Annotated in this window: 22 protein-coding genes; 2 read left to right on the forward strand and 20 right to left on the reverse strand. The window is 28.9% G+C overall.

Going from position 1 to position 24,476, the window contains the following annotated elements; all coding sequences use genetic code 11:
* Nucleotides 1-85 precede the first annotated feature (85 nt).
* Together BUB70_RS05430 and BUB70_RS05435 are read right to left on the reverse strand one after the other, a co-directional pair.
* Nucleotides 86-1,213, reverse strand: coding sequence for an NAD(P)/FAD-dependent oxidoreductase (locus BUB70_RS05430; RefSeq protein WP_229742959.1), 1,128 nt, complete (start codon nucleotides 1,211-1,213; stop codon nucleotides 86-88).
* Between the two features lie 370 nt (nucleotides 1,214-1,583).
* Complete coding sequence (locus BUB70_RS05435; protein ID WP_073119120.1) at nucleotides 1,584-2,315, reverse strand: CDP-alcohol phosphatidyltransferase family protein; 732 nt, start codon at nucleotides 2,313-2,315, stop codon at nucleotides 1,584-1,586.
* 139 nt (nucleotides 2,316-2,454) lie between these two features.
* Between BUB70_RS05435 and BUB70_RS05440 the strand changes: the two genes are divergently transcribed.
* A complete protein-coding gene (locus tag BUB70_RS05440; RefSeq protein ID WP_073119123.1) occupies nucleotides 2,455-3,537 on the forward strand; it encodes a putative type IX sorting system protein PorV2 in 1,083 nt (360 codons plus the stop codon).
* Nucleotides 3,537-4,673 carry a lipoprotein N-acyltransferase Lnb domain-containing protein gene (locus BUB70_RS05445; RefSeq protein WP_073119125.1) on the forward strand — a complete coding sequence of 379 codons (1,137 nt, stop codon included), beginning with the start codon at nucleotides 3,537-3,539 and terminating at the stop codon, nucleotides 4,671-4,673. Before BUB70_RS05440 ends, BUB70_RS05445 begins: the two co-directional genes overlap by 1 nt.
* Here BUB70_RS05445 and BUB70_RS05450 read toward each other — a convergent pair.
* The 18 genes from BUB70_RS05450 to BUB70_RS05535 form a co-directional block, all read right to left on the reverse strand.
* Nucleotides 4,653-5,984 (reverse strand): exopolysaccharide biosynthesis polyprenyl glycosylphosphotransferase, encoded by a 1,332-nt coding sequence (locus BUB70_RS05450; protein WP_159431413.1) that lies wholly within the window; start codon nucleotides 5,982-5,984, stop codon nucleotides 4,653-4,655. The two genes, BUB70_RS05445 and BUB70_RS05450, sit on opposite strands and share 21 nt — an antisense overlap.
* A gap of 90 nt (nucleotides 5,985-6,074) precedes the next feature.
* Nucleotides 6,075-6,821: a glycosyltransferase family 2 protein gene (locus BUB70_RS05455; RefSeq protein WP_073119129.1), complete on the reverse strand. Its 747-nt coding sequence runs from the start codon at nucleotides 6,819-6,821 to the stop codon at nucleotides 6,075-6,077.
* A 2-nt stretch (nucleotides 6,822-6,823) separates the two neighbouring features.
* Nucleotides 6,824-8,110: a phenylacetate--CoA ligase family protein gene (locus BUB70_RS05460; RefSeq protein ID WP_073119131.1), complete on the reverse strand. Its 1,287-nt coding sequence runs from the start codon at nucleotides 8,108-8,110 to the stop codon at nucleotides 6,824-6,826.
* A complete protein-coding gene (locus BUB70_RS05465; protein ID WP_073119133.1) occupies nucleotides 8,111-9,121 on the reverse strand; it encodes a glycosyltransferase family 4 protein in 1,011 nt (336 codons plus the stop codon).
* Nucleotides 9,118-10,464, reverse strand: coding sequence for an O-antigen ligase family protein (locus BUB70_RS05470; RefSeq protein WP_084730193.1), 1,347 nt, complete (start codon nucleotides 10,462-10,464; stop codon nucleotides 9,118-9,120). The genes BUB70_RS05465 and BUB70_RS05470 overlap by 4 nt, the downstream gene beginning before the upstream one ends.
* Nucleotides 10,458-11,534, reverse strand: coding sequence for a glycosyltransferase (locus BUB70_RS05475; protein ID WP_073119135.1), 1,077 nt, complete (start codon nucleotides 11,532-11,534; stop codon nucleotides 10,458-10,460). The genes BUB70_RS05470 and BUB70_RS05475 overlap by 7 nt, the downstream gene beginning before the upstream one ends.
* Nucleotides 11,527-12,645, reverse strand: coding sequence for a glycosyltransferase family 4 protein (locus tag BUB70_RS05480; protein ID WP_073119138.1), 1,119 nt, complete (start codon nucleotides 12,643-12,645; stop codon nucleotides 11,527-11,529). Before BUB70_RS05480 ends, BUB70_RS05475 begins: the two co-directional genes overlap by 8 nt.
* Nucleotides 12,642-13,634: a glycosyltransferase family 2 protein gene (locus BUB70_RS05485; protein WP_073119140.1), complete on the reverse strand. Its 993-nt coding sequence runs from the start codon at nucleotides 13,632-13,634 to the stop codon at nucleotides 12,642-12,644. The genes BUB70_RS05480 and BUB70_RS05485 overlap by 4 nt, the downstream gene beginning before the upstream one ends.
* Nucleotides 13,635-13,638: 4 nt before the next feature.
* Nucleotides 13,639-15,174 carry a glycosyltransferase family 2 protein gene (locus BUB70_RS05490; protein ID WP_073119142.1) on the reverse strand — a complete coding sequence of 512 codons (1,536 nt, stop codon included), beginning with the start codon at nucleotides 15,172-15,174 and terminating at the stop codon, nucleotides 13,639-13,641.
* 1 nt (nucleotide 15,175) lies between these two features.
* The gene (locus tag BUB70_RS05495) at nucleotides 15,176-16,315 is read right to left on the reverse strand and encodes a glycosyltransferase family 4 protein (RefSeq protein ID WP_073119144.1); all 1,140 of its coding nucleotides are present in this window, start codon (nucleotides 16,313-16,315) and stop codon (nucleotides 15,176-15,178) included.
* Complete coding sequence (locus BUB70_RS05500) at nucleotides 16,312-17,373, reverse strand: glycosyltransferase family 4 protein (RefSeq protein WP_073119146.1); 1,062 nt, start codon at nucleotides 17,371-17,373, stop codon at nucleotides 16,312-16,314. Before BUB70_RS05500 ends, BUB70_RS05495 begins: the two co-directional genes overlap by 4 nt.
* Nucleotide 17,374: 1 nt before the next feature.
* Complete coding sequence (locus tag BUB70_RS05505) at nucleotides 17,375-18,757, reverse strand: hypothetical protein (RefSeq protein WP_073119148.1); 1,383 nt, start codon at nucleotides 18,755-18,757, stop codon at nucleotides 17,375-17,377.
* Nucleotides 18,758-18,770: 13 nt separating this feature from the next.
* Nucleotides 18,771-19,898, reverse strand: coding sequence for a UDP-N-acetylglucosamine 2-epimerase (gene neuC, locus BUB70_RS05510; protein ID WP_073119150.1), 1,128 nt, complete (start codon nucleotides 19,896-19,898; stop codon nucleotides 18,771-18,773).
* The gene (locus tag BUB70_RS05515; RefSeq protein ID WP_073119153.1) at nucleotides 19,888-20,931 is read right to left on the reverse strand and encodes an N-acetylneuraminate synthase family protein; all 1,044 of its coding nucleotides are present in this window, start codon (nucleotides 20,929-20,931) and stop codon (nucleotides 19,888-19,890) included. Before BUB70_RS05515 ends, neuC begins: the two co-directional genes overlap by 11 nt.
* Nucleotides 20,924-21,589 carry an acylneuraminate cytidylyltransferase family protein gene (locus BUB70_RS05520; protein WP_073119155.1) on the reverse strand — a complete coding sequence of 222 codons (666 nt, stop codon included), beginning with the start codon at nucleotides 21,587-21,589 and terminating at the stop codon, nucleotides 20,924-20,926. The genes BUB70_RS05515 and BUB70_RS05520 overlap by 8 nt, the downstream gene beginning before the upstream one ends.
* Nucleotides 21,586-22,494, reverse strand: coding sequence for a glycosyltransferase family 2 protein (locus BUB70_RS05525; protein WP_073119158.1), 909 nt, complete (start codon nucleotides 22,492-22,494; stop codon nucleotides 21,586-21,588). Before BUB70_RS05525 ends, BUB70_RS05520 begins: the two co-directional genes overlap by 4 nt.
* Before the next feature lies 1 nt (nucleotide 22,495).
* The gene (locus tag BUB70_RS05530) at nucleotides 22,496-23,515 is read right to left on the reverse strand and encodes a glycosyltransferase (RefSeq protein ID WP_073119160.1); all 1,020 of its coding nucleotides are present in this window, start codon (nucleotides 23,513-23,515) and stop codon (nucleotides 22,496-22,498) included.
* Entirely contained in the window at nucleotides 23,512-24,471 is a 960-nt protein-coding gene (locus BUB70_RS05535; RefSeq protein WP_073119163.1) for a glycosyltransferase family 2 protein, read from the reverse strand. Before BUB70_RS05535 ends, BUB70_RS05530 begins: the two co-directional genes overlap by 4 nt.
* Nucleotides 24,472-24,476: the final 5 nt, after the last annotated feature.

Below are 24,476 nucleotides of genomic sequence, written 5' to 3' on the forward strand. Positions count from 1 at the left end.
AGTTCAACCGATAAACTTTTCAACACAATCGAACATCAAATTTTGAAAATTGAATTTATACTTAAACAATTAAACTTTTTAAGAATCAATCTTTAATAATAGGGTCATTAAAAAATTCACCTGACAATGATCGAATAATACTTTTGTCTGATCTTAATTTTAACAACAACAGCATCAAATCAACCAAGTGATCTTTTCGTGAATATTTAAAAATTTTTTCTTGAGAATACTTAGCTCTCTGATAGCTTTTTAAAAACCTTGCTTTCCATTCTAGCTCATACTCATGTAATAGTGAGTAATCATTATTCTCCAATGTTTTTACTATTGATTTACTAGCCATTATAGCAGCTTCAAAAATAAATTTATACCCCTCTCCTACTACAGGATTTACTTGTGACACGCTATCTCCCACACACACTAGATTATGATCTACAAACTTTTCTAAAACTGGAGTAATAGGAATACTTCCTCCCTCTACGGTTTCATTATCTTTTTCAACCAACGATGCTATTAGAGGAAATTTCAATATTTCATTCAAACGAGGTTTTAACTCTTTAATTACAGCACCTTCAAAACTTCCAAAACCTAAAATAGCTCTGTTATTTTGTAGTGGGAAGATCCAACCATACCCTCCATGATATTGTTTACCTATAAGCAAATGCCCTTGACCAGGTTTCCCTTTGTATTTTACATTATACTCCACTCCTGTTGCTAAAATCATGTTCTTTGGTAACAGACCAACTTGTTTACTTAATACACCTACTATTCCGGAAGCATCAATAATTATTTTCGCAGAATATGATTTTTTATTTTTATCAATTACTTCCGTAAAAAAACCCTTTTCATCTTTTTTTACCTCCTTTATATGGATGTTTTTCTTAATTGTTATGTAGTTTTCATCTAGACTATTTAGCAATTCCTGATGTAATTTTTTTTTATCTAATATGTAGCCACAACCTTTAATTTTCTTTCTAAAATTTTTAGAATAAATAATTGCACTCTCTAACTCCTGAGCAACCACGTTTTTGGTTAAACCAAAAGAACTAAGATTCATAAAACTTCCTAAAGTATTGAAAGAAAAATTTAATAAGTCTTTTTTTCTATCAATTAAAAGCGTTTTACATTTTTCGTTTCCTAATTCACGAGCTAACATTAGCCCAGCTGTACCAGCACCAACAATTAAAACATCAAAAGTAGTTTGTGTATTTTTCAAAATTTATTTTTTTCTTACAAAGAAAAAGAATTTCATTAATTATTTTCATAAAACTCACTATTTAACTTTAAAATCATTTAGAAATTGTTGTTAAAGTAACATTTATATTTTTTTTGAAACTGAAATTATATCTATAAAATTTCAAACCACTCGAAAAGAATTCGAGAGATATGATATCATTATTTTGCTTGTTTAGGCTCCATATAGAGAATTTTGTAAAAATAGGAACGTAACTTGGTGAATATTTATAAACAAATGTTTATTTGGTAAAGAACTTTAATTTTTATTAAAAAGTCGTAAGTAAAATTTAATATTTGATTAAACAGTTCAACAAGCTTTAACTTTTGCTATAAATTTTAAAATAACCATTTTACTTATTTCTGCTATTACTAATCATAGACAAAGCTAAATACATTAATATAATTATTGGTAAAGCTGCTAATTTTAAGACTATTATTAGCAAAATAGATAAAGTTAAAAAAATGTATTTCAATTTGTTTTCTGAAAAACCAAAGGACTTAAACTTTAAAGCAAATAATTCAATTTTAGCATTTAGCATATAACAGCTTAAAATAGTAATCAAAATAAGTAAGTATTCATTTTCAAGTATATAACTAACATAATAATACTCCTCATACATTTGCATTAAAGGCAATGACAAAATAAACAAAGTATTTGCAGGTGTTGGTAATCCAATAAAATTATCTTTTTGATTGACATCAATATTAAAATTTGCCAAACGGTAACATGAGGCCAAAGTGATTGTAAAACCAATAAGAGCTAAGTAAGGAAAGTTTTCAAATCCATCTGTAAATCCTAGAGGTTCTTGACTGCTTGCTTTTAATAGCATTTGTGTCATTACAATACCTGGAACCACTCCACTGGTTACCATATCTGCTAAAGAATCTAATTGAGTTCCTAATTCGCTCTGAACATGTAATAATCTTGCAACAAAACCATCAAAGAAATCAAAGAAAATCCCTAACATTACAAAAAGAACAGCAAATTGAATTTGATTGTTCACAGCATATACAGCCGCTAAACAACCAGAAAGTAAATTAAGTAAGGTTAATAGATTGGGTAAAAATTTTATCAATTTCATAAAAAATGGATTTTCAATAATCGGTACAAATTTAATCATAGTTTTGTTTATGTTAATATAATTAAGTTAATTTAAATTTCATATCCAAACTAAGATTGAAACAATATATTTGTAATAAATTAAGCAAACCCATTTTCTTTTGAAGAAATACATATTATTAATATTAATACTCTCTACATCATTAGCTTCTCAAGCACAATTGGTTCGTAGTTACTCAAATGAGTTTTTAAATATTGGTGTTGGTGCAAGGGCCTTAGCAATGGGAAAATCTGTCTCTTCTTTTATGACTGGAGTAGAAGCGGGTTATTGGAATCCTGCCGGACTTATTACCACACAAGATGTTGAATTTTCGGGAATGCATAATTCTTTATTCTCTGGAATTGGATCTTATGATTATTTTGCAGCAGCAGTTCCTATAGAAATAAACAAATTAGCTTTTGGGGTTTCTGTGATTCGTTTGGGAGTGGATAACATTTTAAATACCACAAACTTAATAGACAATAACGGAAATATTAATTACAATAATATTAGTACTTTCTCTAGTACAGATATGGCTGCCATTTTCAGTCTTGCCAAACACCTTCCAAAAATACATTTAAACATTGGAGTTAGTGGTAAAATTATTAGAAGAAACATTGGTGATTTTGCTTTAGGAAACGGATTTGGATTTGATATTGGTGCACAATATCAGTACAAAAACATTAAAGCTGGCTTTGTTGTTCGTGATGTTACGACCACTTTTACTGCGTGGAGAGTTAAAGACGCTATTTTTGATGACATTGCCAATGCACAAACCAATCAAAATGGTCAAAATCAGGAAAAACCTGAAAAGTATGAATTAACACTTCCTAAGTTTCAATTAGGGTTTTCTTTTGTTAAACAATTAAATAAAAAATACTCGCTGTTAACTGCTGTTGATATGATGGGTAGATTTACCCAAACCAATGATATTGTTTCTAGTAAATATGTAAGTTTTACTCCTAGTTTAGGATTAGAATTGGGATATAAAGGGTTTTCTTTTTTTAGAGCAGGAGTTGGAAACATTCAAAAAGAGATCAATTTTAATAATACTACTTCTACTACTTTTGAACCTAATATTGGAATAGGATTTAAATACAAAACCATTTATATAGACTATGCTTTAACAAATGTAGGAGCTAGTTCTGGTGTAAACTATTCTAATGTTTTTTCTATTAAAATAGAATTAAACGAATTAAGATAATGAAATTCTTCTACACTATACTGCTATTATTTGCTACCTCTATTTTTGGACAAGAAAAACTAGAACTGTCTAATCAAGCGGTTGTGAGTATTTTAACTTGTGCCCCTGGTCATAACGAATTATATTCATCATTTGGTCATAGTGCTATTAGAGTTAAAGATCCTATTCATCAATTAGATAGGGTTTACAACTATGGTACTTTTGATTTTAACAAACCTAATTTTTATCTAAACTTTTGTAGAGGATTGTTACTTTACCAAGTAAGTAGCTATGATTTTAAATATTTTCCATATGAATATTATAGACAAAATAGATGGATTAAGGCACAAAACTTAAATTTTACCAAAGAAGAAAATCAAAAAATATTTGACTATTTAGAGTGGAATGTTTTACCTGAAAACAAAGATTATCAATATGATTTTTTCTATGACAATTGTGCCACCAAAATGCATGAAGTTATTGAAAAAAGTGTTGGGAAAATTGAGTTTGATTACAGTGAATTCCCAAAAAACTTGACTCACAGAGATTTAATTCATCAATATTTATCAAAAAACTCCTGGTCTAAATTTGGAATTGATTTGGCTTTGGGAGCTGTTATTGACAAAAAAGCAAATTTAAAACAATATATGTTCTTGCCAGATTACGTCCATTTAGGATTGGCGAATAGTAATATTAATGGTAAGAAAATAGTAGCTAAAGAAGATTATATTTTACCAGATTATGATTTAAAAATGCCAAAAACAAACTTTTTCCTTAGTCCTTTCTTTTTGGCTTTAATTTTAATCTCTATAACTTATTATTTAAGAATATTTAAAAAGAACACTAATTTTTGGTTTAACACAATAGCCATCACTTATGGTGTATTAGGTCTTGTTATTTTTAGCTTGTGGTTTTTAACAGAACATAGTACCACAAAAATGAATATGAATATTTTATGGGCAAATCCTATTTTAATAGCTTATCCGTTTATTAAGGAACAATGGCGTAAAATAATCTGTTATCTAGGTTTTTTACTTTTAGGAATATTCTTATTTGTAGCTATTACAGGATTTCAAAAATTTGATTTTAGTTTTTATATACTAGCGGTCACTCTAGTTCCTATATACCTAAAACCTTTACTGACCTTTAAAGTATAAAACAGTATGTATTGTTTTTATCATAATTTTAAAATCAAGAAACAAGCTTCTTTTTTTTATATAATACAAATCATACCTTAATTTTTTCTCTTGTTCTTCTATTGTAGAAGCGTAAGGATACATTACTTGAGCCCAACCCGTTAATCCTGGTTTTATTACGTGTCTAATACCATATAAAGGGATTTGCTTACCCAACTCATCAACAAACTCAGGACGCTCTGGCCTTGGTCCAATCATACTCATTTCCCCTTTTAAAATATTCCAAAACTGAGGAATTTCATCAATTCTCATTTTTCTTAAAAATTTACCAAAAGGAGTAATTCTAGCATCGTTTTTAATGGCCCATTGTGCTCCGTTTTTTTCAGCCAAAGTAACCATAGATCTAAATTTAATAATCCAAAATGGTTTACCTTTTGCTCCTACTCTTTCTTGTTTATAAAACAAACTACCTCTACTCCATATTAAATTACCTAATAACACAATAGGGATGAAAAATAACATAAAAAAAAGACCTATTATACCTGCTAATACATCTAAACACCTCATAAAAAAAAGATACAATCTATTCTCGTGGTTTTCACTAAAATTAAAATATCTATAAAAGTATTTGGTTAAGTTTTTTTCTGGCACACAAAAAGTAATTCTTTCAATATAATCTTCGTAGCTTAAAATATTAATTCCTTGCTCAAAATAATGAACTATTTTTTGATTTAAAAGCTCTGTATTTTCTTCTGAAAAACCTTTAGTAGAAACGATGATTTCTTTGATTTTATTCTTACTGATAATTTCATCAATATTTGTGTTCTTAACATCCAAAAAACCTTTCTTTCCTCCCAACTCTTTCTCTGTTATGTAACCATACATTGCATCGTCTCTAGAATGGTGTTCTACATGATAGATTAAATCTTTTAAAATATCTTCTTGACCACATATTAACAAAATATATTTATAAAACTTTTTATTGGCAACTGTAAAAATATAGATGTTTCTCCAAACAAATACAGAAATGAAAATGCACAAAAAGAATATTAAAATATCTATTCTGTTAGAAGGTAGAACAGGAGTTAAAATAGGCGTATATAAATATAGTAAAACACATACAAAAGTGGTTACAAATAAGTTTCTTGTGGTTTTAAATCGACTAGCAGAAGCTGCCAAATTATACATTTCAAAAACTTGTGCGATAACTAAAAAGTAAACCATTAAAACAAGTCTGTTTTTTGAAATAGTAGTTTCTAAAATATTGATGTATTTAAAGTTTAAATATAAATTACAAATAGCAAAGCCTATAAACATGAAAAAAATATCCATGATTCTTAACAAGACAATCCTTTCCGAAAAATATAATTTAGTTTTTGGAATCATTAGTAGCTTAAGTTTAGTTGATTCAAATATAAGTAATTAACGATTCTTAAGTTTTATGCAAATGTTACATAATACATAATAAATTGATCTTATGAGTGTTTTTTGCTCAATTTCTCTATAAAGTTTCCAGTTCCACTTAATCATTTCTGTTTTTTTTGAGGACATTGAAAAATTACGAATTCTGTAAGTTGCTAAAACCTCATCAATACCATAAGCAAAATCTACTTTTTTTAGAATGGAGAGCCAAAAGGCATAATCTTGTCTTTTTCTAATAAGTGGCATGTAAAATTTCCCTATTTTTTCTTGATTATAAACCGCCGTTAAACAACCAATTTTATTAGAGGACAACATATTTTTATAATTAAGTTTATGATGTGCTTTAACCACTTCATTGATTAAAGTACCTTCCTCATTCATTCGTTGATATGAGGTAAAACTTAATGAATAATCATTGATCAGCATAAAATTAATTTGCTTTTCCAATTTTTTAGTCAACCAAATATCATCACTATCTAAAAAAGCGATAAAAGTTCCTTGGGCATTTTTTATAGAAGTATTTCTTGCTACTGCAGCCCCTGCATTGCTTATTTTAAATAATTTTATTCTAGGATCTTCAGCAATAAACGTTTCTATTATTTTAACTGAGTTATCTGTAGAGCCATCATCTGTAATAAGCATTTCCCAATTTTTATAACTTTGATGCAAAACGCTTTCAATCGTATTTTTTATAAAACTTTCAGAATTATAACAAGGAGTGATGATAGAAACTAAAGGTTGTGTCATACTTATTGAATGTTTGAAATAAAACTTTTAAACTTTCCTTTTGTTGATTGCAATGATTTATTTACTCTAATTTCTACGCTTATATCATCCTTAAAATACTTTTTAATTTCTTCTCTTAACAAACTTATTTTATGGTTGTCAATGTCTTGTTCTATATTAAAATCTAAAAATCCTTTTTGATTTTGAACAACTTGATAATTTAATTTTAAATCTTTGTTTTTCACTAAATTTTTAAAAATATAATAAAAATATAAACTAGGATATATTTCTTTTAAACCATAAACATTGGAGCCTACTCTACCCGTAACTTCTTTTAAAACTCTATGTTTTTTACCACAATCGCAAATTTCTTCTTTTGATGCTAACTGAATATAATCACCTAATTGATATCTGATGATTGGAAACGATTTCATTTGTAAATTAGTGACTAAAATTTCATGATTGACCTCTTCAACTAGAACACCTTCCATATTGATGTGCATATTCCCTTCTGGACATTCAAAAGCTATGATTCCAGACTCTGTAGCTCCATACTCACTAATTATTTTTAATCCAAAAGCTTTTTGTACTTCTTCTTGATAAGTATCAAATATTTTTTCGGAAGTTCCTTTAATCATTTTTATTTTTTTAGGTCTTTCTAAACCTCTTTCGTTTATCAACTTGGCTGTCTGGAACAACATAGAAGAATATCCGTGGATATATTTTGCATTTTTTAACTTATTTACAAATTGCTCGAAAGACTTTTTTTCGTAACTAAAAATTCTAAACCTATGCTGTAAAAAATCTAAGATTTTGGTTTTTAGTTTTTCTTTAAAAGAAAAGTTAAATCCCCAAAAATATCCATTCTTTTCCCATGGATCTACATTGTACCAAGAATATCCTCTAAAAATAGCCGCTCTATTAAAAGAATCAGCTTCCTCTTCTCTATTAAAAACCAAAGATTCTCCTGTACTACCAGAAGTGGTAGCTTTGATCATTTTTTTAAAAGAATAGTGAGTATGAATTTCTTGCGTATGATCTAACAAATCTCTCTTATTAATCATCGGAATTTTATGAATATCATCTAACGATTTTACATCTGATACAGAAAAACCATGAGTTTTAAAATGTTTTTTATAAAAGGGAGAATAATCATAGGCAAACTGCAACAACTCTTTTAACTTCTCTAACTGATAAGCTTCTAAATCTTCTGCAGACCAAAATTCACTTTTCTTTAAAAAAGAAAACCAATAATTGATTGAAGGATTTCTCCATTGCTGACCAAATTTAAATAACCACTTGTAAAACATCTATTTTAAAACTTTTAACCATTGATGTTTTACTACTTCCCAATCCATATTTTCTGCTTTGGTTCTTCCTTTTAATGAAAAACAATTAGCCATATTTTTATTGTTTAACAATGTTACAATAGCATTTTTCATTTGTTCAACATTATTGGGTGATACCAAAAAACCGTCTTCTTTATCATTTATCAAAAAGGGAATTCCCCCAACATTTGTTGATACAATTGGAATTCCTAAAGCCATGGTTTCTATCAAACTTACTGGAGTATTATCAATATTTGTGGTATTGATAAATAGATCATAATTTTTAGACAATTGATGCCATTCCTCCTTTGGCAAAACTCCTGTGATGGTAACACTATTTTCTAAAGATAACTCTTTTATTCTTTCTTTTACTTTTATCAAAGTTCCATCTCTATCAGGTCCCACCATACATAAAGTTGCTTCTGAATATGTTTTTTTTAACTCATACAAAACATCTACAGCCATTAAAGGATTATAAATTTCTGCAAAAGCTCTAACATAAAGCAAATTAGGTACTAATTGATTTCTTTCTTTAAAAAAATAATTATCTATATTAATAGTATTTGGAATCAAGACACTATCATAGTTATATTTTTTAAAAGCATCTTGTAAATAAGCTGAAGGAGAAATATTTATAAATGCATTTCTAAAAAGTTTAGCACTCATTTTAGGACTCTTGTTCAGTCTACTTGGTAAATTTCCTCCATGTAAAATAGGAATGTATTTTGTTCTAAAAATTCTAGCAAGTTGAGACGTAATAAAAGCAAAATAAAAAGCAGAAGTACTAAAAACATCAATGAGAATATAATCAACTTTTTTAGCATGAATCATCACTGCCAATATCATATCAAACAATCTAAAAATCTGATTTTTTTTAGAAGATGTACAAATCACGTCAAAACCTTCATTAATTAGATTTTGTTTTAAAGTAGCATATGCACTATGATATTTTGATTGACCAGATAAGTCATTTCCTATATACAATATTTTCATATTTCTGAGCTTGCTAATTCTTCATCATAAGCTTCGTCTTCATAAAAATTAATCAAACTTAAACCATAAATAAATCCTGGAAAAGCAATTCGCATGGCAGAATGATTAATTGTTAAAAACCACAGAGCAGCAAATCCAACAACAAAACCTTTATACAATAAATCTTGTTTAAAAAAATTAAGCGTTGATGCGTAAAAAAGTAACAATAAAGAAAATAAACCTATCAATCCATGCTCTTCTAAAAGACGACTCATTTCATTATGAGATGCTGCTGTTATTTCTCCATCATACTCTTCTAATCTTAAATATTTACCAGAACCTACCCCTATCCCAAAAAAAGGATTTTCCATAAAAGTATTAAATTGTTCTTCAAAAATATCTAATCGTCCAGATGACATATCCTCTTTCTCTACTCCCAAAGAATTTCTCCCTAGATATCTATTTTCTAACATTCCTGCTGTTACATTAGTACTGTACACCCATATGGTGAGTAAAAAAAGAGACATGATCCCTATATATTTTAAGAGTTCTAATATTTTTCCCCTTGCTATTAGATAGAAAAAAGATAATAATAAAAAAGCGATAAAACCTGTCAAAATTCCACCTCTAGAAAACGTTAATAATCCTCTATATATTAAGTAAAATAGTAAAAAAACATCTACGTAAATAGAGCCTGTTATCTTTCCTCTTAACAATAATAAAGTAGCTAACAAAAAAATTCCGAAACCTAAAGCAGTAGCCACTTGATTAGGTCCAAATCCACCTGAAGCTTCAAAATTAGCCGTAGAACCAAAAGTAATTTCTTTTAAACTAGGCGTTTTAAAATATAACAATGTTAGCATAGACATGATAGGCAATAATGTAAAATATAATATTTCTTTAAACCTATTATACTCAATACTTCTATTGTAAAAATACATAGCAGAAACTCCTAAAGATATAGGAACGCTTAAATTAAACACCACAGCTTTTCGTAAAGAAGCATCTGCAGGAATATCCGAAAAAGCTACCCCTACCAATAATAATAAAATATACAACCAAAAAATAGCAGGAACACCTCTTGATTGTTTTTCAACAGCAATACCAATAAAAAGAAAAAGAATAGTTATATATTTTATCATTTCCCAAGAAATGGTTCCTCCAGTCATTCTCAATAAAACCTCGGCACTTACAAAATAAGCCGTCCATAAAAAAGCCTGATTGTTATTGTTTTTACTTGCAACTATATCAATAATTGCATATATCATGATTAGAACTGCTACCAATTTTGGAATGATAGAAACCGTTAACAGAAACCCTGCTAACAAATGTAAAACAACCAATAAAAGTCTATTTTTTAACATTCTTGATATATGTTTATCAATTTAGAAAAATATGCCTTTTCAGAATAATTCTCAAAAATATGCTTTTGAAATTGAGTAGCTTTTGAGCGTCTTAAATTTTCATCTAAAATATATTTCTCAAGCGCTTTCGCTAATGCTAGTGCATCCTCTTTCTCTACAACAAGTCCATAATTATTGACTACTTTTTTACAATCCCCAACATTCGTAACCACCACTGGCAAACCTACCAAACCATATTCTAACAAAGATACTGGTAAACCTTCTGAATTAGAAGACAACACTCCAATAGTAGACTGATTTAAAATATACTTAATATCTAAACAAGAACCATAGAAATAAACATTATTTTCTAACCCCTTATCTTCAATAACAGCATCTATTTGTTTACTATAAATATTATTATGTTTTTCACCTATCAAATGTAAAGTCCATTCTGGATATTTATTTTTAATAAATGTAAAAGCTTGTAATAAGTTAAAGTGATCTTTTTGAGATCTAAAAGCTGCTACACAAGCAATTCTTTTTCCTTCCACTCCGTTTAAATGAGTTTTGTGAACTGTTTTATTGATGGTGGCAAAATTAGCCAAGAACTTTATTTTTTTACAAATTAATTTTTCTTTTGCCCAATTCACTAAAATTTGATTTACTGATATGATTTGACAAAAAAATAAAGAAGCTATTTTTAATACTATTGACTTTCGTACTTTAATTTGTTCTGCTTTTCCATAGTGATCATGCCAAACAATTTTTGCTTTTGGCGTTAGAAGCTTTATCAACACTGCTATAAAAAACGAAGAAGAATGCGCATGAATCAGCTTGATTTTATGTTTTTTGATGTAATTCTTTAACTTCAACAAAGCCTTAACATCAATAATACCTTGTTTATTTAAAAAAACATACCCGACTTCTTTGCTTATTTTTTCTTTCAACAAACCTTCTGCCCTTGTCACACATATATGAGAGGCAACACCATATTTAGGCAATCCATTGGTAATATTCACTGCCATCATTTCCGCTCCACCAACCGCAAGAGAATCTATTATATGTATAACATTTAAAGGTTTACTCATTTAATATTTTTTCTATTTCTCTATCAAACTTTTCAAGTGTATACATTCTTGACCAAATTTTGGCATTCCCTATTTGTAACTTATAAAGATCATGATTTAAAAGGTATTCTTCTATCGCAGAAACAACCTTTTTTACAAAAGGGTCCACTACTTTCCCTCTCGTATTATGTCCCAACATATACGGAATGCAAGACACTTTTGAACTGATAGGCAAACATTCCCAAAACATAGCCTCTGCCACTACTTTTGGCCATCCTTCGGACTTTGATATAAAAATAAGAAAATGTGAAGTTTGAAAAGCTACTTTTACCACTTCTTTATTTACATTTCCATGTAGAACAATCTGATTTTCTAGTTGATGAACTGAAATATAATTTTCTATTTCAGTTCTCATCACTCCATCACCATATATATTTAAACAAACAGTATATCCTTTTTTTATCAATTCATGGGTTGCTTTTATGCTCAACAAAGGTTGTTTACCAACCGTTAAACCACCTACAAAAATCAATTTTATTTGATCATTTAAGTCTTTAATTGGAATTTCTTCTATTTCAGATTGATGATAACTCGCTGTGAAAAATGGAACAATATTTTTTGATTGATTTGGCCAATCTCCATAGACCAATACTTTTATATTCTTAGTTAAAAAAGTGTTACCAAGTAACCATTTCTGAAATTTATAAGTAATAGGCTGTTTACTTTCTGGATCCCAATTCCCTGCATATTTAGCTGTTTTATATTTTGATGGAAAAAATATTTGCATTAAACAACCTAACAACCCCACATTTCCTGGACAGCGTAAGTGTATGTGACTACTTTGTTTCATTACCTTATATATCTGCAAACATATTTTAGGTATTACTACTAAAGACCTCAACAAATTTATGATAGAAGTGATATCAAAATTGGGAATTTCTATTATTTTAATATTACCATGCTCGTAGGCAATTTCAATATTCTGAATTTCATCATTAGACATTGGAGCTAGAATAATAATTTCGTCTACATATTTTGCCCACAAATTCATTTCACGAACATAAGGCTCGTAAGCATAAATCTGTCCATCTTTTATTTTATGAGCTGCATGAGTAATAATTCCGAAAATCATCTTTTTACTGTTGGTTTGTTAAAAATCAAGGTTAATAAACCATAAAATCTCCCCAAAGCCTCTGTGAAAGCTTCTCTTTTTTTGTTAGAAGTAAACACATTAATAAATCTTAATTTCATTAACACAATGGCAATGGCATTCCATTTTAAACGAGCTATGATAGATGGATTTTTATATTTTACTCTCCAAACATACCAACCATTTCTAGTCACCATTTTACCATATTTAAATTTGTTAGGTCTCCCAGCAACATCATGATGATGTTCTACTCTTGCAGCGGTATTGATATATAAAGATCCTTTTTTAGCCAAGCGTAACGAAAAATCAGCATCTTCATACAAACCATATCCTTCAAAGTATTTTGAGAATGATAATTCCTTAAAAATTTCCGTTCTAAAAGACATACTACACCCCATAATTTGCTCAATAGGATATACTTTATTGCTTGGTGGTAAAAAACTTACCGATCTTCCATTAGAAAATCTTGGCATCCAACCAGGAGGGGTATTATCTAACAAACCTAGTTTTTTTCTCAATTTAAATCTTGAACCTTCTTTTCTTACCCAACCATCATAATAAAACTCGTGTGTGTTTACTTCTTCCGTTTGCTTCCAATCAACCTCATTAGTAATGTAACCTCCAACAGCCAAAGCCTCAGGATAAGTTTCATATGTGCCAATCAAATATTTAAAATAATCTGGATTGAGTATAGTGTCATCATCTAAAAAACAAACAAAATCTATATCAGGTCTTACTCTTTCAATTCCAAAATTCCTCTGTTTTGTTAAGCCTCTTTCTTCTGGTGCTACTTTATAATAAGTTAGATTCTCAAATACATTTTGAATAAGTAATTCTTTGGTCTCTTCATTTGTAGAACCATCCACAATTAAAATTTCATTAGGATATAAAGTTTGATTAGCCACCGTTTTTAACAACTTTAACAAAGCTGTAGGTCGCATGTAGGTACAAATGATAAGGCTAAACATCATAAATTTATTTATATCTAACTCCTAAATTAATCAATGCTTTTGCATATTGCAATGATTTAGAAAACTGCAATTGTTTATAGGGTAATTGAATCAATCTAATTGGGATTTTTTTCACTCCACCTTTAAATAAAAATAAAAAGAAATATTTTACTCTCCATTCTTTTACTTGACTTGGTGTAAAGTGTTTTAATATTCCGTAAGTAATGGTTGGACTCGGTTTTGGGACAATTTTTTTCACTGGATTATCTAATTCCCAAGGTTGTATTTTACGTTGTTTTCCTTTCTTTTTGGCTTCACTTCCCCACCATCTATATCCACCCATAGGGGGTTTTAAATGAAGATTGGGTGAAAAAGGATTGTGTAATAGTACATGTCCTGCTTTTAAAATAGACAATCCAAAATCTGCATCCTCTCCATAACCACCGTCAAAATTAACATCATTCCCTACTAACTCTTGTACCACATCCCTACGAACACAAGAATTGGCATTGCTAAAAATAGAAGACACACCCACTTTCCATCTTTGATTTTCGATTTTTGCTAATCTCTTTTTTAAATCAGACAAATCTTGATGTACATTTTCTGCCATACTATCCAATCCATTACACGCAGCTGCATCATATGTTTGAAGCAGTCTGATATGATTTTCAACAAAATCAGGCAACACCCTAACATCATCATCCGCAAAAATAATATAATCCCCTGTACACAAATCAATCGCTTCATTTCTAGCCCTACAACTTCCTTTGCTTGTTTGCCATTTTACCACAACATCAAAAGGAAAATCTTCATTTCTATAATACTTTTCATCTCTTTCCTCTTCTGGAGTAGCATCAACAATTACAGCTTCTTTGATTAGGTAAGATTGATTTTTATGATCTTCTAACAAAATCTGACTATAGGCTTGTCTTCTCATGGTAGGAATCACCAAACTTACCGTAGGTTTTCCTGAAATGGGGTTTAAATCTTTAGGTTGAATTATTTTCTCAACATATTTTACAGCACTATGCTTTGCTTTTTGATAGGCCTTATATTCTGAAGGAAATTTAAAAATTCCCTTTCTCAACATCATATAAAATGGATGTTGTCTTTTAAAATTCTTAAAAAAGAAAGTATATCTATCTTCTGTTGAAATCTGAATATTATTCTCTTCTGGTGAATACAATCCTTTTACATGTAAAGGAATTCCTGCTTGATTTCTTAATAAATTATATCCAAAATCTAACCCAGACATGGTACTAGATTCATATTGCATATCCAACCCATTGATTTGATTCCAAACAGTTTCTCTAACCACAAAGGCGTTGACATTAATTCGCCAACAAACACATTTATCTTGGTCTTTAATATCATTTAAAAACCACCAATACACAGCAGTTTGATATACCAAATCTTGAAAACAATTTGTAAAACCTTGCTCTAAAGAACTATGCCATACATCGCCTGCTCCACATGCCAAATGCTCTAACATTTCTATATTTGGCTCTCCACTATATAACAATACCTCGTTCTTTGAGGTGATGTATTTTTTTAAATGCATGTTATTTTATTATTGATTTGTACATCGCAATATTTTTTTTAATTGATTGCTTGACATCAAATTTATTTACAATTCTCTGTCTGGCGTTTATTGCCATTTGAATTGCTTTTCCCTCATCATTTAATAAGGTTAAAACTTTGATTGAAAATTCCTTAATATTTTCAGGATTTACAGTAAAACCTGTTTCATTATCTACCATTAATTCTTTTGCCCAACCAATATTAGAAGTCACTAATTTTTTTTCGAGAGCCATGGCTTCTAACCATGTCATAGGAAAAGCCTCTGCAAAGCTAGGCAATAAAACAACATCTGCTTGCTGAATATATTTTATAACCTCTTCATACGGTACCTCCGCTACATAAGTGAATTGTTTTTTTGCTTTTTTAGACAACAATTCTTTAAACATTTCCAAAGTTGATTTTCTTGTAAAAACATCTCTATTGTCTCTACCCAACAAACATAACTTTACCTTTGGATCTTGTTTAACAATTTCATTAAATGCTTTGGCAATGGACAACACTCCTTTTTTTCTGATAATAGTTCCAAAATACAAAAGTGTTTTGGGTTTAATTTCTTGATGATTTGGTTTAAAAAGACTACTATCTATGGCATTATAAAATACTTCAATGTCTGAATGTAAATTAAATAATTGCTTTGTTTTTTGAGTTACAAAATCACTAACCCCCACTATTTTATTTGCTCCTGTGATGGCTTTCTTTTCAAAAAACTTATTCTTGGCTTTTACCTTTCTGTTTTCTAAATCACAAAAATAAGTATCCGATCCATGTAAACGAATTACCAATGGACAAGAAAATTTCATAAAAGCAGTAAAACCTGTCCACTCTGGAGCTTCAATCACTTCTATATTTTTATCAGAAATAATAGTATTTACATATTGATTAAAATATCTTCTGTTGGTGTACCAAGTAATGCCTTTAATTGCTTTCTTTTTAACCAAATGAATTTCCACACCATTTTCTACCAAAACTTGCTCTTTTGGTTGGCTATGAACAAATACTGTTACTTCATAAGAAAAACGAACCAAATGTTCGGCCAAACTTTTTGTAAAAGTTCCAATACCTCCAATGTTTCCTTTAAAAACTTCTAACGGATATTCAGGTGTGATGAAAGCGATGTTCATGGTAATAAATTTATGTGATTAGTCACCATCTTTGAGAGATTGTACTCCTTAGCTATTAAAATTGATGTATCTTCTTTGATTTCTTCTTTACCCATGATCACCTTTTCTAAAATAGTAGCCAATGTTTTACAATCTCCTGGTCTATAAACAAATCCATTCTCTCTATTTTTTACAATTTCTAAATTCCCCCCTACAGTAGTGGTAATTACGGGCACATTTGCAGATAAACTCTCTAAAATTGACAAACTAAAACACTCCATATAAGTTGGTTGAATCATGTAACTGTAATTACAGAACAGTTCATTTAGCTTTGCTGAACTTCCTTTAAAAAAAATAAGATTTTCTAAATGGTATTTAGTAGTAAGTTCTTTAAGATGTTTTTCATAAGGCCCTTCACCGTAAATATCTATAACAACATTTTGTAACAAATTCTTTTCAAGAAAACTTAATGCTTTAATTAAATCTTGAATTCCTTTAGAGGCTCTTAAGTGTGAAGCTACGATAAATTTATTCTTATTCTCTGCTTTTCTCTTTTCAAAAACATCGGTATCAATTCCGTTATAAACAACTTTTGTTTTATTCTTCAAAAAAGAACCATAATCATTCAAAATATGATTGACTGTATATTGAGAAACCCCTATGAATTGATTGATATATCTACTGTATAAAACTCCTTCTATTCTTTTTTTAATTCTCTTTTTTAAAGGAAACCCTTTTAAAGGTCTAGGATTATGATCAACAGCAATGACATGAGCATCTGAATTCAAAGACTTTATTTCTTTATAAAAAGAAGTACAAAGTTCTGTAAAATGAGTAATGACAACATTATATTTTTGATGATAAGCAACTTCTAAAATTTTTTGTTCTACGGATAAGTTTTCTGCACTGTAAATAGTAAAGTTTTTATAAAAATCAAAAGGTGTATAGTTTGTAAAAAACCAATCAACAGTATATCCTTCTTTTTTTAATTGCTCATCAAACAATTTAAAAAAGCGATCCATCCCTCCAATTCTATCTGGCCTTAAAACATAGTTACAAACTACCGCTACTTTTTTCATTTTATAATGATTTTAAAGCCTCAACAATTCTTTGGCTAGTTCCTTCTAACGGAGCACCAATTTCTAAATCAATTAATTGCTTACGCTCTTTACTTCTTAAATTGGGTTGTTGCAAAGCTTCTTCTAAGTAACGATGCAATTCATTTTCATTTGTAGCAATGGTTACAGCTCCACTATCTACCACATATTTATAATGAACATAATTTAAAAAACGTTGATCATCATACAGTCCATTTTCTTTATTACCAAAAACAGTATTGACAACAGGTTTATCAAACAACATAAAATCTAAGCTCATCGTAGATAACATATTTACATTTACATCGGAGTATTGTAAAATGGCCTTTAAATCATTAATATCTTCTATAGAAGGTAATCTTTGTGACCAAGCTTCAGCATGGCCTTCTCTTGATAAAAACCACTTTGGAAAATTCCACTTAATTTCTGGAAATTCATTTTTTAATCTCTCAAAGCGTTTTCCATCCTCAGCAGGAGAAGTTCTTACTAACAACTGTAAATTTTGAGTTTTATTAATAAAACTTAAAATGGCTCTTATATGAATTTCATCATTTTTACCAATACTACTATCCGCACAAGAATAACAAATAATTTTTTGAGAAGAATTTAAATTAAATTTATTATAAAATTCATCTCTTGAAATATGATATCTATCCAATACATAAGGTTCAAATTGAGGAGTACCAACTACTTTTATATGGTTAGGAGAAACTTCAGGATAAAACTCTAACAGTTCCTGTTTCATCAAATCGCTCCATACTAAATAATTTTTAAATGTTCCTAGCATTCTTCCTTTAGAAGCTAAATTATCCCAACTAAATATAAATGTTGTTGTTTGAATCTTTAATTCATCTGCTGCAGCTACTAAGGGAGCTAAAAAAGGAGGTCTCTGGTGAGTAAAAAACAGTTGATTAGGGGTGTATTGTTTTAAAAGTAAGGTATAGTTTTTATAAATACCACTATTTTTAAAACTCTTAAATTGAAATTTTTCATAGACTTTTATATTTTTTTCTGTATGATAATTTTTAGCTATAAAAAAAGCCAATTTTGTTAATAATGCTCTAGGGGAATTTGTTTTTGGGTATGAAAAACTTAAAGTATCTCTAATACCAAAAGTTTTATTTCTGTGTAAAAACAAATGTGCTAATTCTTTCAGTTTTCTATAAAACCAAGTAAGTCTACCTTCAACAAAAACAGGTAGCTCTACAATTTCTAAATTAGAATATTCCTTAGGATACTGTTCAATAGAAATTCCTGAAAACACAACTACTTTATCATATTTTTTAACAACTTCTTGCAAAAAGTCACTTAAAATATAATTCCTATATCCAACTCCATCAGTAATAACCACTCCTATAATGTTCATTTTAATTCTTTATTTATATGTCTATAAATTGTTTTTGAATACCACCGTCTTTAAATGAAAGTTTACTTAATGATTCAATAAATAACTCAGCACTATTACCATAACCAAACAACGGGTTTTCTTTTTTAACCTTTGATGTTTTGGTTTGGTTTATAGCATGACATATATTTTTTGTTTCATAATCTGAATGTATAATATGAGGATGCATCGATCTATTTTCTTGTCTTGTTCCAATGTTAATTGTTGGAATTCCATAGTATGGTGCTTCTCTAATACCAGCACTTGAGTTTCCTATAATAAAATCACTTTGTTTTAGTAGGGTTAAAAAGTACTCAAATCTTATGGATGGAAATATTCTAAATCTATTATGCTTTTCTATACGTTTATATGACTTTAATATTGATGTAGATCCCAAATCATTATTTGGATAAATAACTACATAGTTTTTATCATCCTCTAACAACGCATCTACTAAATTATTGGCATACATCTCCATATTTTCTGATTCTGTAGTAACGGGATGATACATTAAAACTCCATAATTATTAAACGGAATTTCATAATAACTTTTTACTTTATCTAGTGTTGGTAAATTTTTAGAAAACATAATATCTACATCTGGAGAACCTATCACAAAAATGTTCTTGTTAGACTCCCCCATTTGCAATAGTCTCTTTTTTGCTAAATCATTGGCAACATAATGTAGGTGACTCATTTTAGAAACTGAATGTCTTATCAATTCATCAATTGTACCCGAAACTTCTCCTCCCTCTATGTGGGCTACTAATATATTATTAAGACTTCCAACAATAGCTCCTGCTAATGCTTCTACTCTATCTCCATGGACTACAATTAAATCGGGGTTTATTTTCTTTACGTAAGTCGAAAATCCATTTATAGTTTTTGCTAATGTTAAATCCATCGTGGTTTCATGGGTATGATTTTTAAACGTTTCTATATGTTTAAAGCCACTTCTCTCCACTTCTATTAAAGTGTAACCATATTTTTCCATTAAATGCATTCCTGTTACAAACACATATGGAGTGTATTTTTGATGGTTTTCTAGAGCTTGAATTAGCGATTTAATTTTTCCAAAATCTGCTCTTGTTCCAGTTAAAAAAACTATTTTTTTATTTGACATGTAACCATGTTAATTGTTCATCATTTTCTATGTCTTTTTGCGCTACTTTGCCAAGTATATCATTAAAATGTTCCGCTAAAATTTCTCCTGTACCTGGTCTTTTTACCCAAATATTTTCTTTGGTAAAAACTTCACCTTTCTTAATCGGTTTTATTGTACAAACTGTTGCAAATGCAAAATCTATAGTTACTTGTTCTTCTTGAGCAGGTACTTTTTCACCACCTCTCATTTGCCACATTAATCTAGAACCTTCAATCAATTCTTTGGTTGCTTGCTCATCCATTGAACAAACAATATCTGGACCTGTTCTATCCATATGATCTGTAAAATGTCTTTCTAAAATACTTCCTCCTAAAGCAACTGCTCCTAAACAAGCATGATTGCTTAGTGTATGATCTGACAATCCAAAAACTCTTTTTGGAAAAGCTTGATGCATTTTTGTCATTGCTCCTAACCTGACCAATTCGGGAGGCGTTGGATACAAATTCGTAGTGTGTAAAATTGCTACATCTACGTGGTGTTTATCAAAAATAGCTAATGCTTTGGCTATACTTTCTATAGTATTCATTCCTGTACTTAAAATTACAGGTTTACCAAAACTTGCTATATGTTCTAAAAGTGGATAATTATTACATTCTCCTGAACCAATTTTATAAGCATCTACATTCATTTTATGTAAACGATTCGCAGCCGCTCTCGAAAAAGGAGTAGATATAAAAATCATTCCTTTACTTTCTACATATTTTTTTAAAGCTATTTCGTCTTCTTCATTTAAGGAACAACGTTCCATAATTTCATAGATGGATACATCTGCATTACCTGGAATTACTTTTTTTGCAGCTCCACTCATTTCATCTGCTACAATATGTGTTTGGTGTTTTAGTACTTCAACACCAGCTCTTGCGGCCGCATCTACCATTTCAAAAGCCGTTTTTAAACTTCCCTCGTGATTAATTCCTAGTTCAGCCACTACCAAAGGTGGGTAATCAAGGCCTATTTTCCTTCCTGCTATTTCTATATATGGACTATTCATTTTGGTATTTATTTAAGTAAAATTCTGCTAGTTCAAAATCTTCTAAAGTATCTATATCTATTTTTGAAAAAGAATGATTTACAATAAAAGGATAATGATTTTCTCCCAAAATATTTCCTTTTAAAATTTCTGTTTTTTTTGTGATATACAACAAACCATTTTCATAATAAAGAGGCTCTAAATCTTGACTTCTTTGTCCTAGTTCGTAGGTAAATGGCTTAAATTTATCATTGACAATTTTCCCTAGTTTATGTTCATTTTCACTTACCGTCATCAAACTATCGTATTCTCCTTTTTGATATAGCTCTATAGCTTCTTTTAATAATTCTTTAGGTCTAAGAGGATTGGTGGGTTGCAATAATATAAAAGTATCATAATCCTCCTCAACTGTTTTAGCTACATGTTGTAATACCTCTACAGAGGTTGCCAAATCTCCCGATATTTCCTTGGGTCTATCAATCACTCTAATGTTATTTTCTAAGGCTATTTTTTTTATTTCTGCATAATCTGTAGATACAACAATACTATTAGTCTCAAACATAGTTTTTGCATAATTAATACTATGTACTAACAAAGGAATACCTCCTAACAATTTGATATTTTTGTTAGGTAGTCTTTTTGAACCTCCTCTTGCTGGAATAACAACTATGCCTTTCATAATTCTTCTTCTGGTCTCCAATATAATTTTGTATCAGGTAATTGCTGATATTCTTTAAACTCTTGTACAGTTAACCTACTACTGTTTTTTAAAAGTCTAGGAATATTAACAAAAGTATCAAACAAAGCCTGAAATATAGCTATGGTTGATTTTAAATCTCCTTTTAATGTTTTATTTCTTATTTGTATCCACAAGGTATATAAAAACCTTCTTGGAATTTCTTTTACAGGAAAAAATAAAATATAAAGATACCAACCCGAACGCAAAGAACGTCTTAACCTTATTTTATAATCTTTATGCTTTTTTCTTAATTTTATATCTACTCTATGATGAATTAAAACCTCTGGAAAAAAATGAATTTCCCATTTATTCTTAAAAAAATGATAAGCTATAAAGTCTTCTTCTCCATAAAACAAAAACCACTCTAATAAATTAGGAATAGAATTCCATGCTGACATTTTCATTGCAAAAGAAACAGCTCCAAAACTCCTTGTCCTATGAGAAGATAAGGTAGTTTCTATACTCTTTGGTTTTTCTTTACTCCAATAACTTCTAAAATATACAAGTCCTATGTTTTTATTTTCATTAAAATATTTTTTAACTGAAGCTATAACTTCTTCTGTAAGAAAGTTTGCATCATCGTCAATACTCAATACATAATCTGTATTTACAAGACTAAATATTTTATTTCTTACCGCAAGAATTCCTTTAGATTTTTCATTTCTGTAATATCTAATATTAAGATAATTTTCAGTTATATATTCCTTTGTATTATCTACAGATCCATCATCTACTAAAATAATTTCGATATTTTCTGATTTAATTAAATATTCTAATTTTAGTAGGGTGATTTTTAACTCCTCAAGTCTATTTTTTGTAGGGATAACAATTGTAAAATTCTTCATGTTAATAAGTTGAATGTAATTTTTTAGGCAATCCCCATTTTTTATAAAAAATTGATTTGTATTTTTTATAAAAAACTCTCATCAGCTTAGTATTAAACAAAAAGCCAATATCTTTATTCTTTAATACTTTCTTGTCATTTTTTAAAAATTCAAAGTTAATTTCTTCTGGTATTAAAGAAGTTTCCTCATTCATCCAAAACTCTAAGACATTTCCCATATGATATGCATAATTGCCATCAGTCGTAAGTCTCCATAACCCTTTTTTTACACAAGGTAGATCCAATAAGTCTATTTCACTATTACCTCCTAATAAATAATCAGAAAAAGCTATATCATTATTAAACAATTCTCTTTTATAGGTAGCCACAAAATGACCACTCCCAATAATTGCTTTTACTTTACTATTTGATTTACTTGTTATGGTTAAATTATATTTTAAATAATCTTTATTATAATCATCTTTCCAACCAATACTTTTATAAAACAATTTTAAAGCCTTTGGATTTTTAACCTCTGTAAACTTGATATTTGCATTGAATAAGTTATTATAAATAACATTATACCCCAGATTTTCAAATTGTTTAAATTGTGGTACAATTCCCACCACTCCTGCTTTTGGAAAGTTTTTATAAACCTCAACTGTTTTATTTAACCAACCCGATAAAAAAAGGACATCTGAATCTGTAATAGTTATTAATGGTTCATAACTACTTTTTACAGCCTTTATAATACTGTTTAACTTTCCTATTTTTTGAGTATGTATTAAATCTTGTATTTTATCTTCTTTAAATAATTCATTTAAATAATCTACCACCTCTTTACAACAACCATTATTTACAATGGTAATAGCTGATTGTTTTGAAATAGTATTGACTAAGCTTTGGATAGATCTTTTTAATATTTTAAAAGAATCTGCATAATACTCATCTTGATTAGGAATATAAATAGGCATAATCACTCTATGTGAGTAATTGTTAGTATTTAATTTTTGATTTCTCTGTGGGTTTTCTCCTAATCTCATTTAATATTTTTTGGCAATAAAAAATAACCTTTCTTAAAAATTCTAAAGAAAAAAAATGCGCTTATAAACATAATTTTATCTATTGCACTAAATTTAATAACATTATGTTTACTTAATAATTTATATAAAATTTTCTTTCCTATATTATAATACTTTAATGATAACGCATTATAATATTCATTTATTAATTTTTTCTTTAGTAAAAGAATCGTTTTTTGTTTTAACAATTTATGATGTACTTTTACTATATTAAAGTCAACCTTAAAAGATGAATAAACTTTATCTTCTGTTATTTTTCCATGTGAAATACTATTCTCATTTAATCTAAAAAAAACTAACACTTCATCAATGAAATCATAATTATTGACCAATGCTAGTACTTTTACAAAAAAATCTCTTTCTTGGGAGCGAGACAAGCTTTCATCATATTTCAAGCTTCTAGATAATATAAATTCTTTTTTAAACATTGGTGATTGAGTCAAAAACTTAATTTCATTAGTAATAAAATCATTAAAAAAATCAGCTGAATGTACTTTTTTATTCCTCAATCCTAATTTATTATTAATACTATCTTTAAAAACAATAGTTTGACATACTGTAAATTGACATTCTGTATTTAATAATCTATCTACTTGAACTTCTAATTTTTTATTAACCATCAAATCATCACTATCAAACCAGTTCACATACTCTCCTTTACTTAATTCAAAGCCATAATTTCTGCACGCATTGGCTCCTTTAACTCTATCGTTTGGCCTATGATGATATTGAATTCGCTCATCTTTTTTACAATACCCCATTAAAATTTTATCTGTATCATCAGTAGACCCATCATCAACTACAATACACTCCCAATTTGTATATGTTTGTACAATAATAGAATCTAAAGTCTTCTCTATTAAATGAGCTCTGTTATAGGTGGGTATTATAATTGAAACTAATGGTTCTTTTATCATATAAA

The sequence above is a fragment of the Wenyingzhuangia marina genome, from assembly GCF_900130035.1.
Taxonomy (GTDB): Bacteria; Bacteroidota; Bacteroidia; order Flavobacteriales; family Flavobacteriaceae; genus Wenyingzhuangia; species Wenyingzhuangia marina.

Coding starts and splice junctions, on each gene's coding strand:
- BUB70_RS05435 (WP_073119120.1), bottom strand. CDS start 2,315: ATGAAATTGATAAAATTTTTACCCAATCTATTAACCTTACTTAATTTA.
- BUB70_RS05445 (WP_073119125.1), top strand. CDS start 3,537: ATGAAATTCTTCTACACTATACTGCTATTATTTGCTACCTCTATTTTT.
- BUB70_RS05450 (WP_159431413.1), bottom strand. CDS start 5,984: ATGGATATTTTTTTCATGTTTATAGGCTTTGCTATTTGTAATTTATAT.
- BUB70_RS05455 (WP_073119129.1), bottom strand. CDS start 6,821: ATGACACAACCTTTAGTTTCTATCATCACTCCTTGTTATAATTCTGAA.
- BUB70_RS05460 (WP_073119131.1), bottom strand. CDS start 8,110: ATGTTTTACAAGTGGTTATTTAAATTTGGTCAGCAATGGAGAAATCCT.
- BUB70_RS05465 (WP_073119133.1), bottom strand. CDS start 9,121: ATGAAAATATTGTATATAGGAAATGACTTATCTGGTCAATCAAAATAT.
- BUB70_RS05470 (WP_084730193.1), bottom strand. CDS start 10,464: ATGTTAAAAAATAGACTTTTATTGGTTGTTTTACATTTGTTAGCAGGG.
- BUB70_RS05475 (WP_073119135.1), bottom strand. CDS start 11,534: ATGAGTAAACCTTTAAATGTTATACATATAATAGATTCTCTTGCGGTT.
- BUB70_RS05480 (WP_073119138.1), bottom strand. CDS start 12,645: ATGATTTTCGGAATTATTACTCATGCAGCTCATAAAATAAAAGATGGA.
- BUB70_RS05485 (WP_073119140.1), bottom strand. CDS start 13,634: ATGATGTTTAGCCTTATCATTTGTACCTACATGCGACCTACAGCTTTG.
- BUB70_RS05490 (WP_073119142.1), bottom strand. CDS start 15,174: ATGCATTTAAAAAAATACATCACCTCAAAGAACGAGGTATTGTTATAT.
- BUB70_RS05495 (WP_073119144.1), bottom strand. CDS start 16,315: ATGAACATCGCTTTCATCACACCTGAATATCCGTTAGAAGTTTTTAAA.
- BUB70_RS05500 (WP_073119146.1), bottom strand. CDS start 17,373: ATGAAAAAAGTAGCGGTAGTTTGTAACTATGTTTTAAGGCCAGATAGA.
- BUB70_RS05505 (WP_073119148.1), bottom strand. CDS start 18,757: ATGAACATTATAGGAGTGGTTATTACTGATGGAGTTGGATATAGGAAT.
- neuC (WP_073119150.1), bottom strand. CDS start 19,898: ATGTCAAATAAAAAAATAGTTTTTTTAACTGGAACAAGAGCAGATTTT.
- BUB70_RS05515 (WP_073119153.1), bottom strand. CDS start 20,931: ATGAATAGTCCATATATAGAAATAGCAGGAAGGAAAATAGGCCTTGAT.
- BUB70_RS05520 (WP_073119155.1), bottom strand. CDS start 21,589: ATGAAAGGCATAGTTGTTATTCCAGCAAGAGGAGGTTCAAAAAGACTA.
- BUB70_RS05525 (WP_073119158.1), bottom strand. CDS start 22,494: ATGAAGAATTTTACAATTGTTATCCCTACAAAAAATAGACTTGAGGAG.
- BUB70_RS05530 (WP_073119160.1), bottom strand. CDS start 23,515: ATGAGATTAGGAGAAAACCCACAGAGAAATCAAAAATTAAATACTAAC.
- BUB70_RS05535 (WP_073119163.1), bottom strand. CDS start 24,471: ATGATAAAAGAACCATTAGTTTCAATTATAATACCCACCTATAACAGA.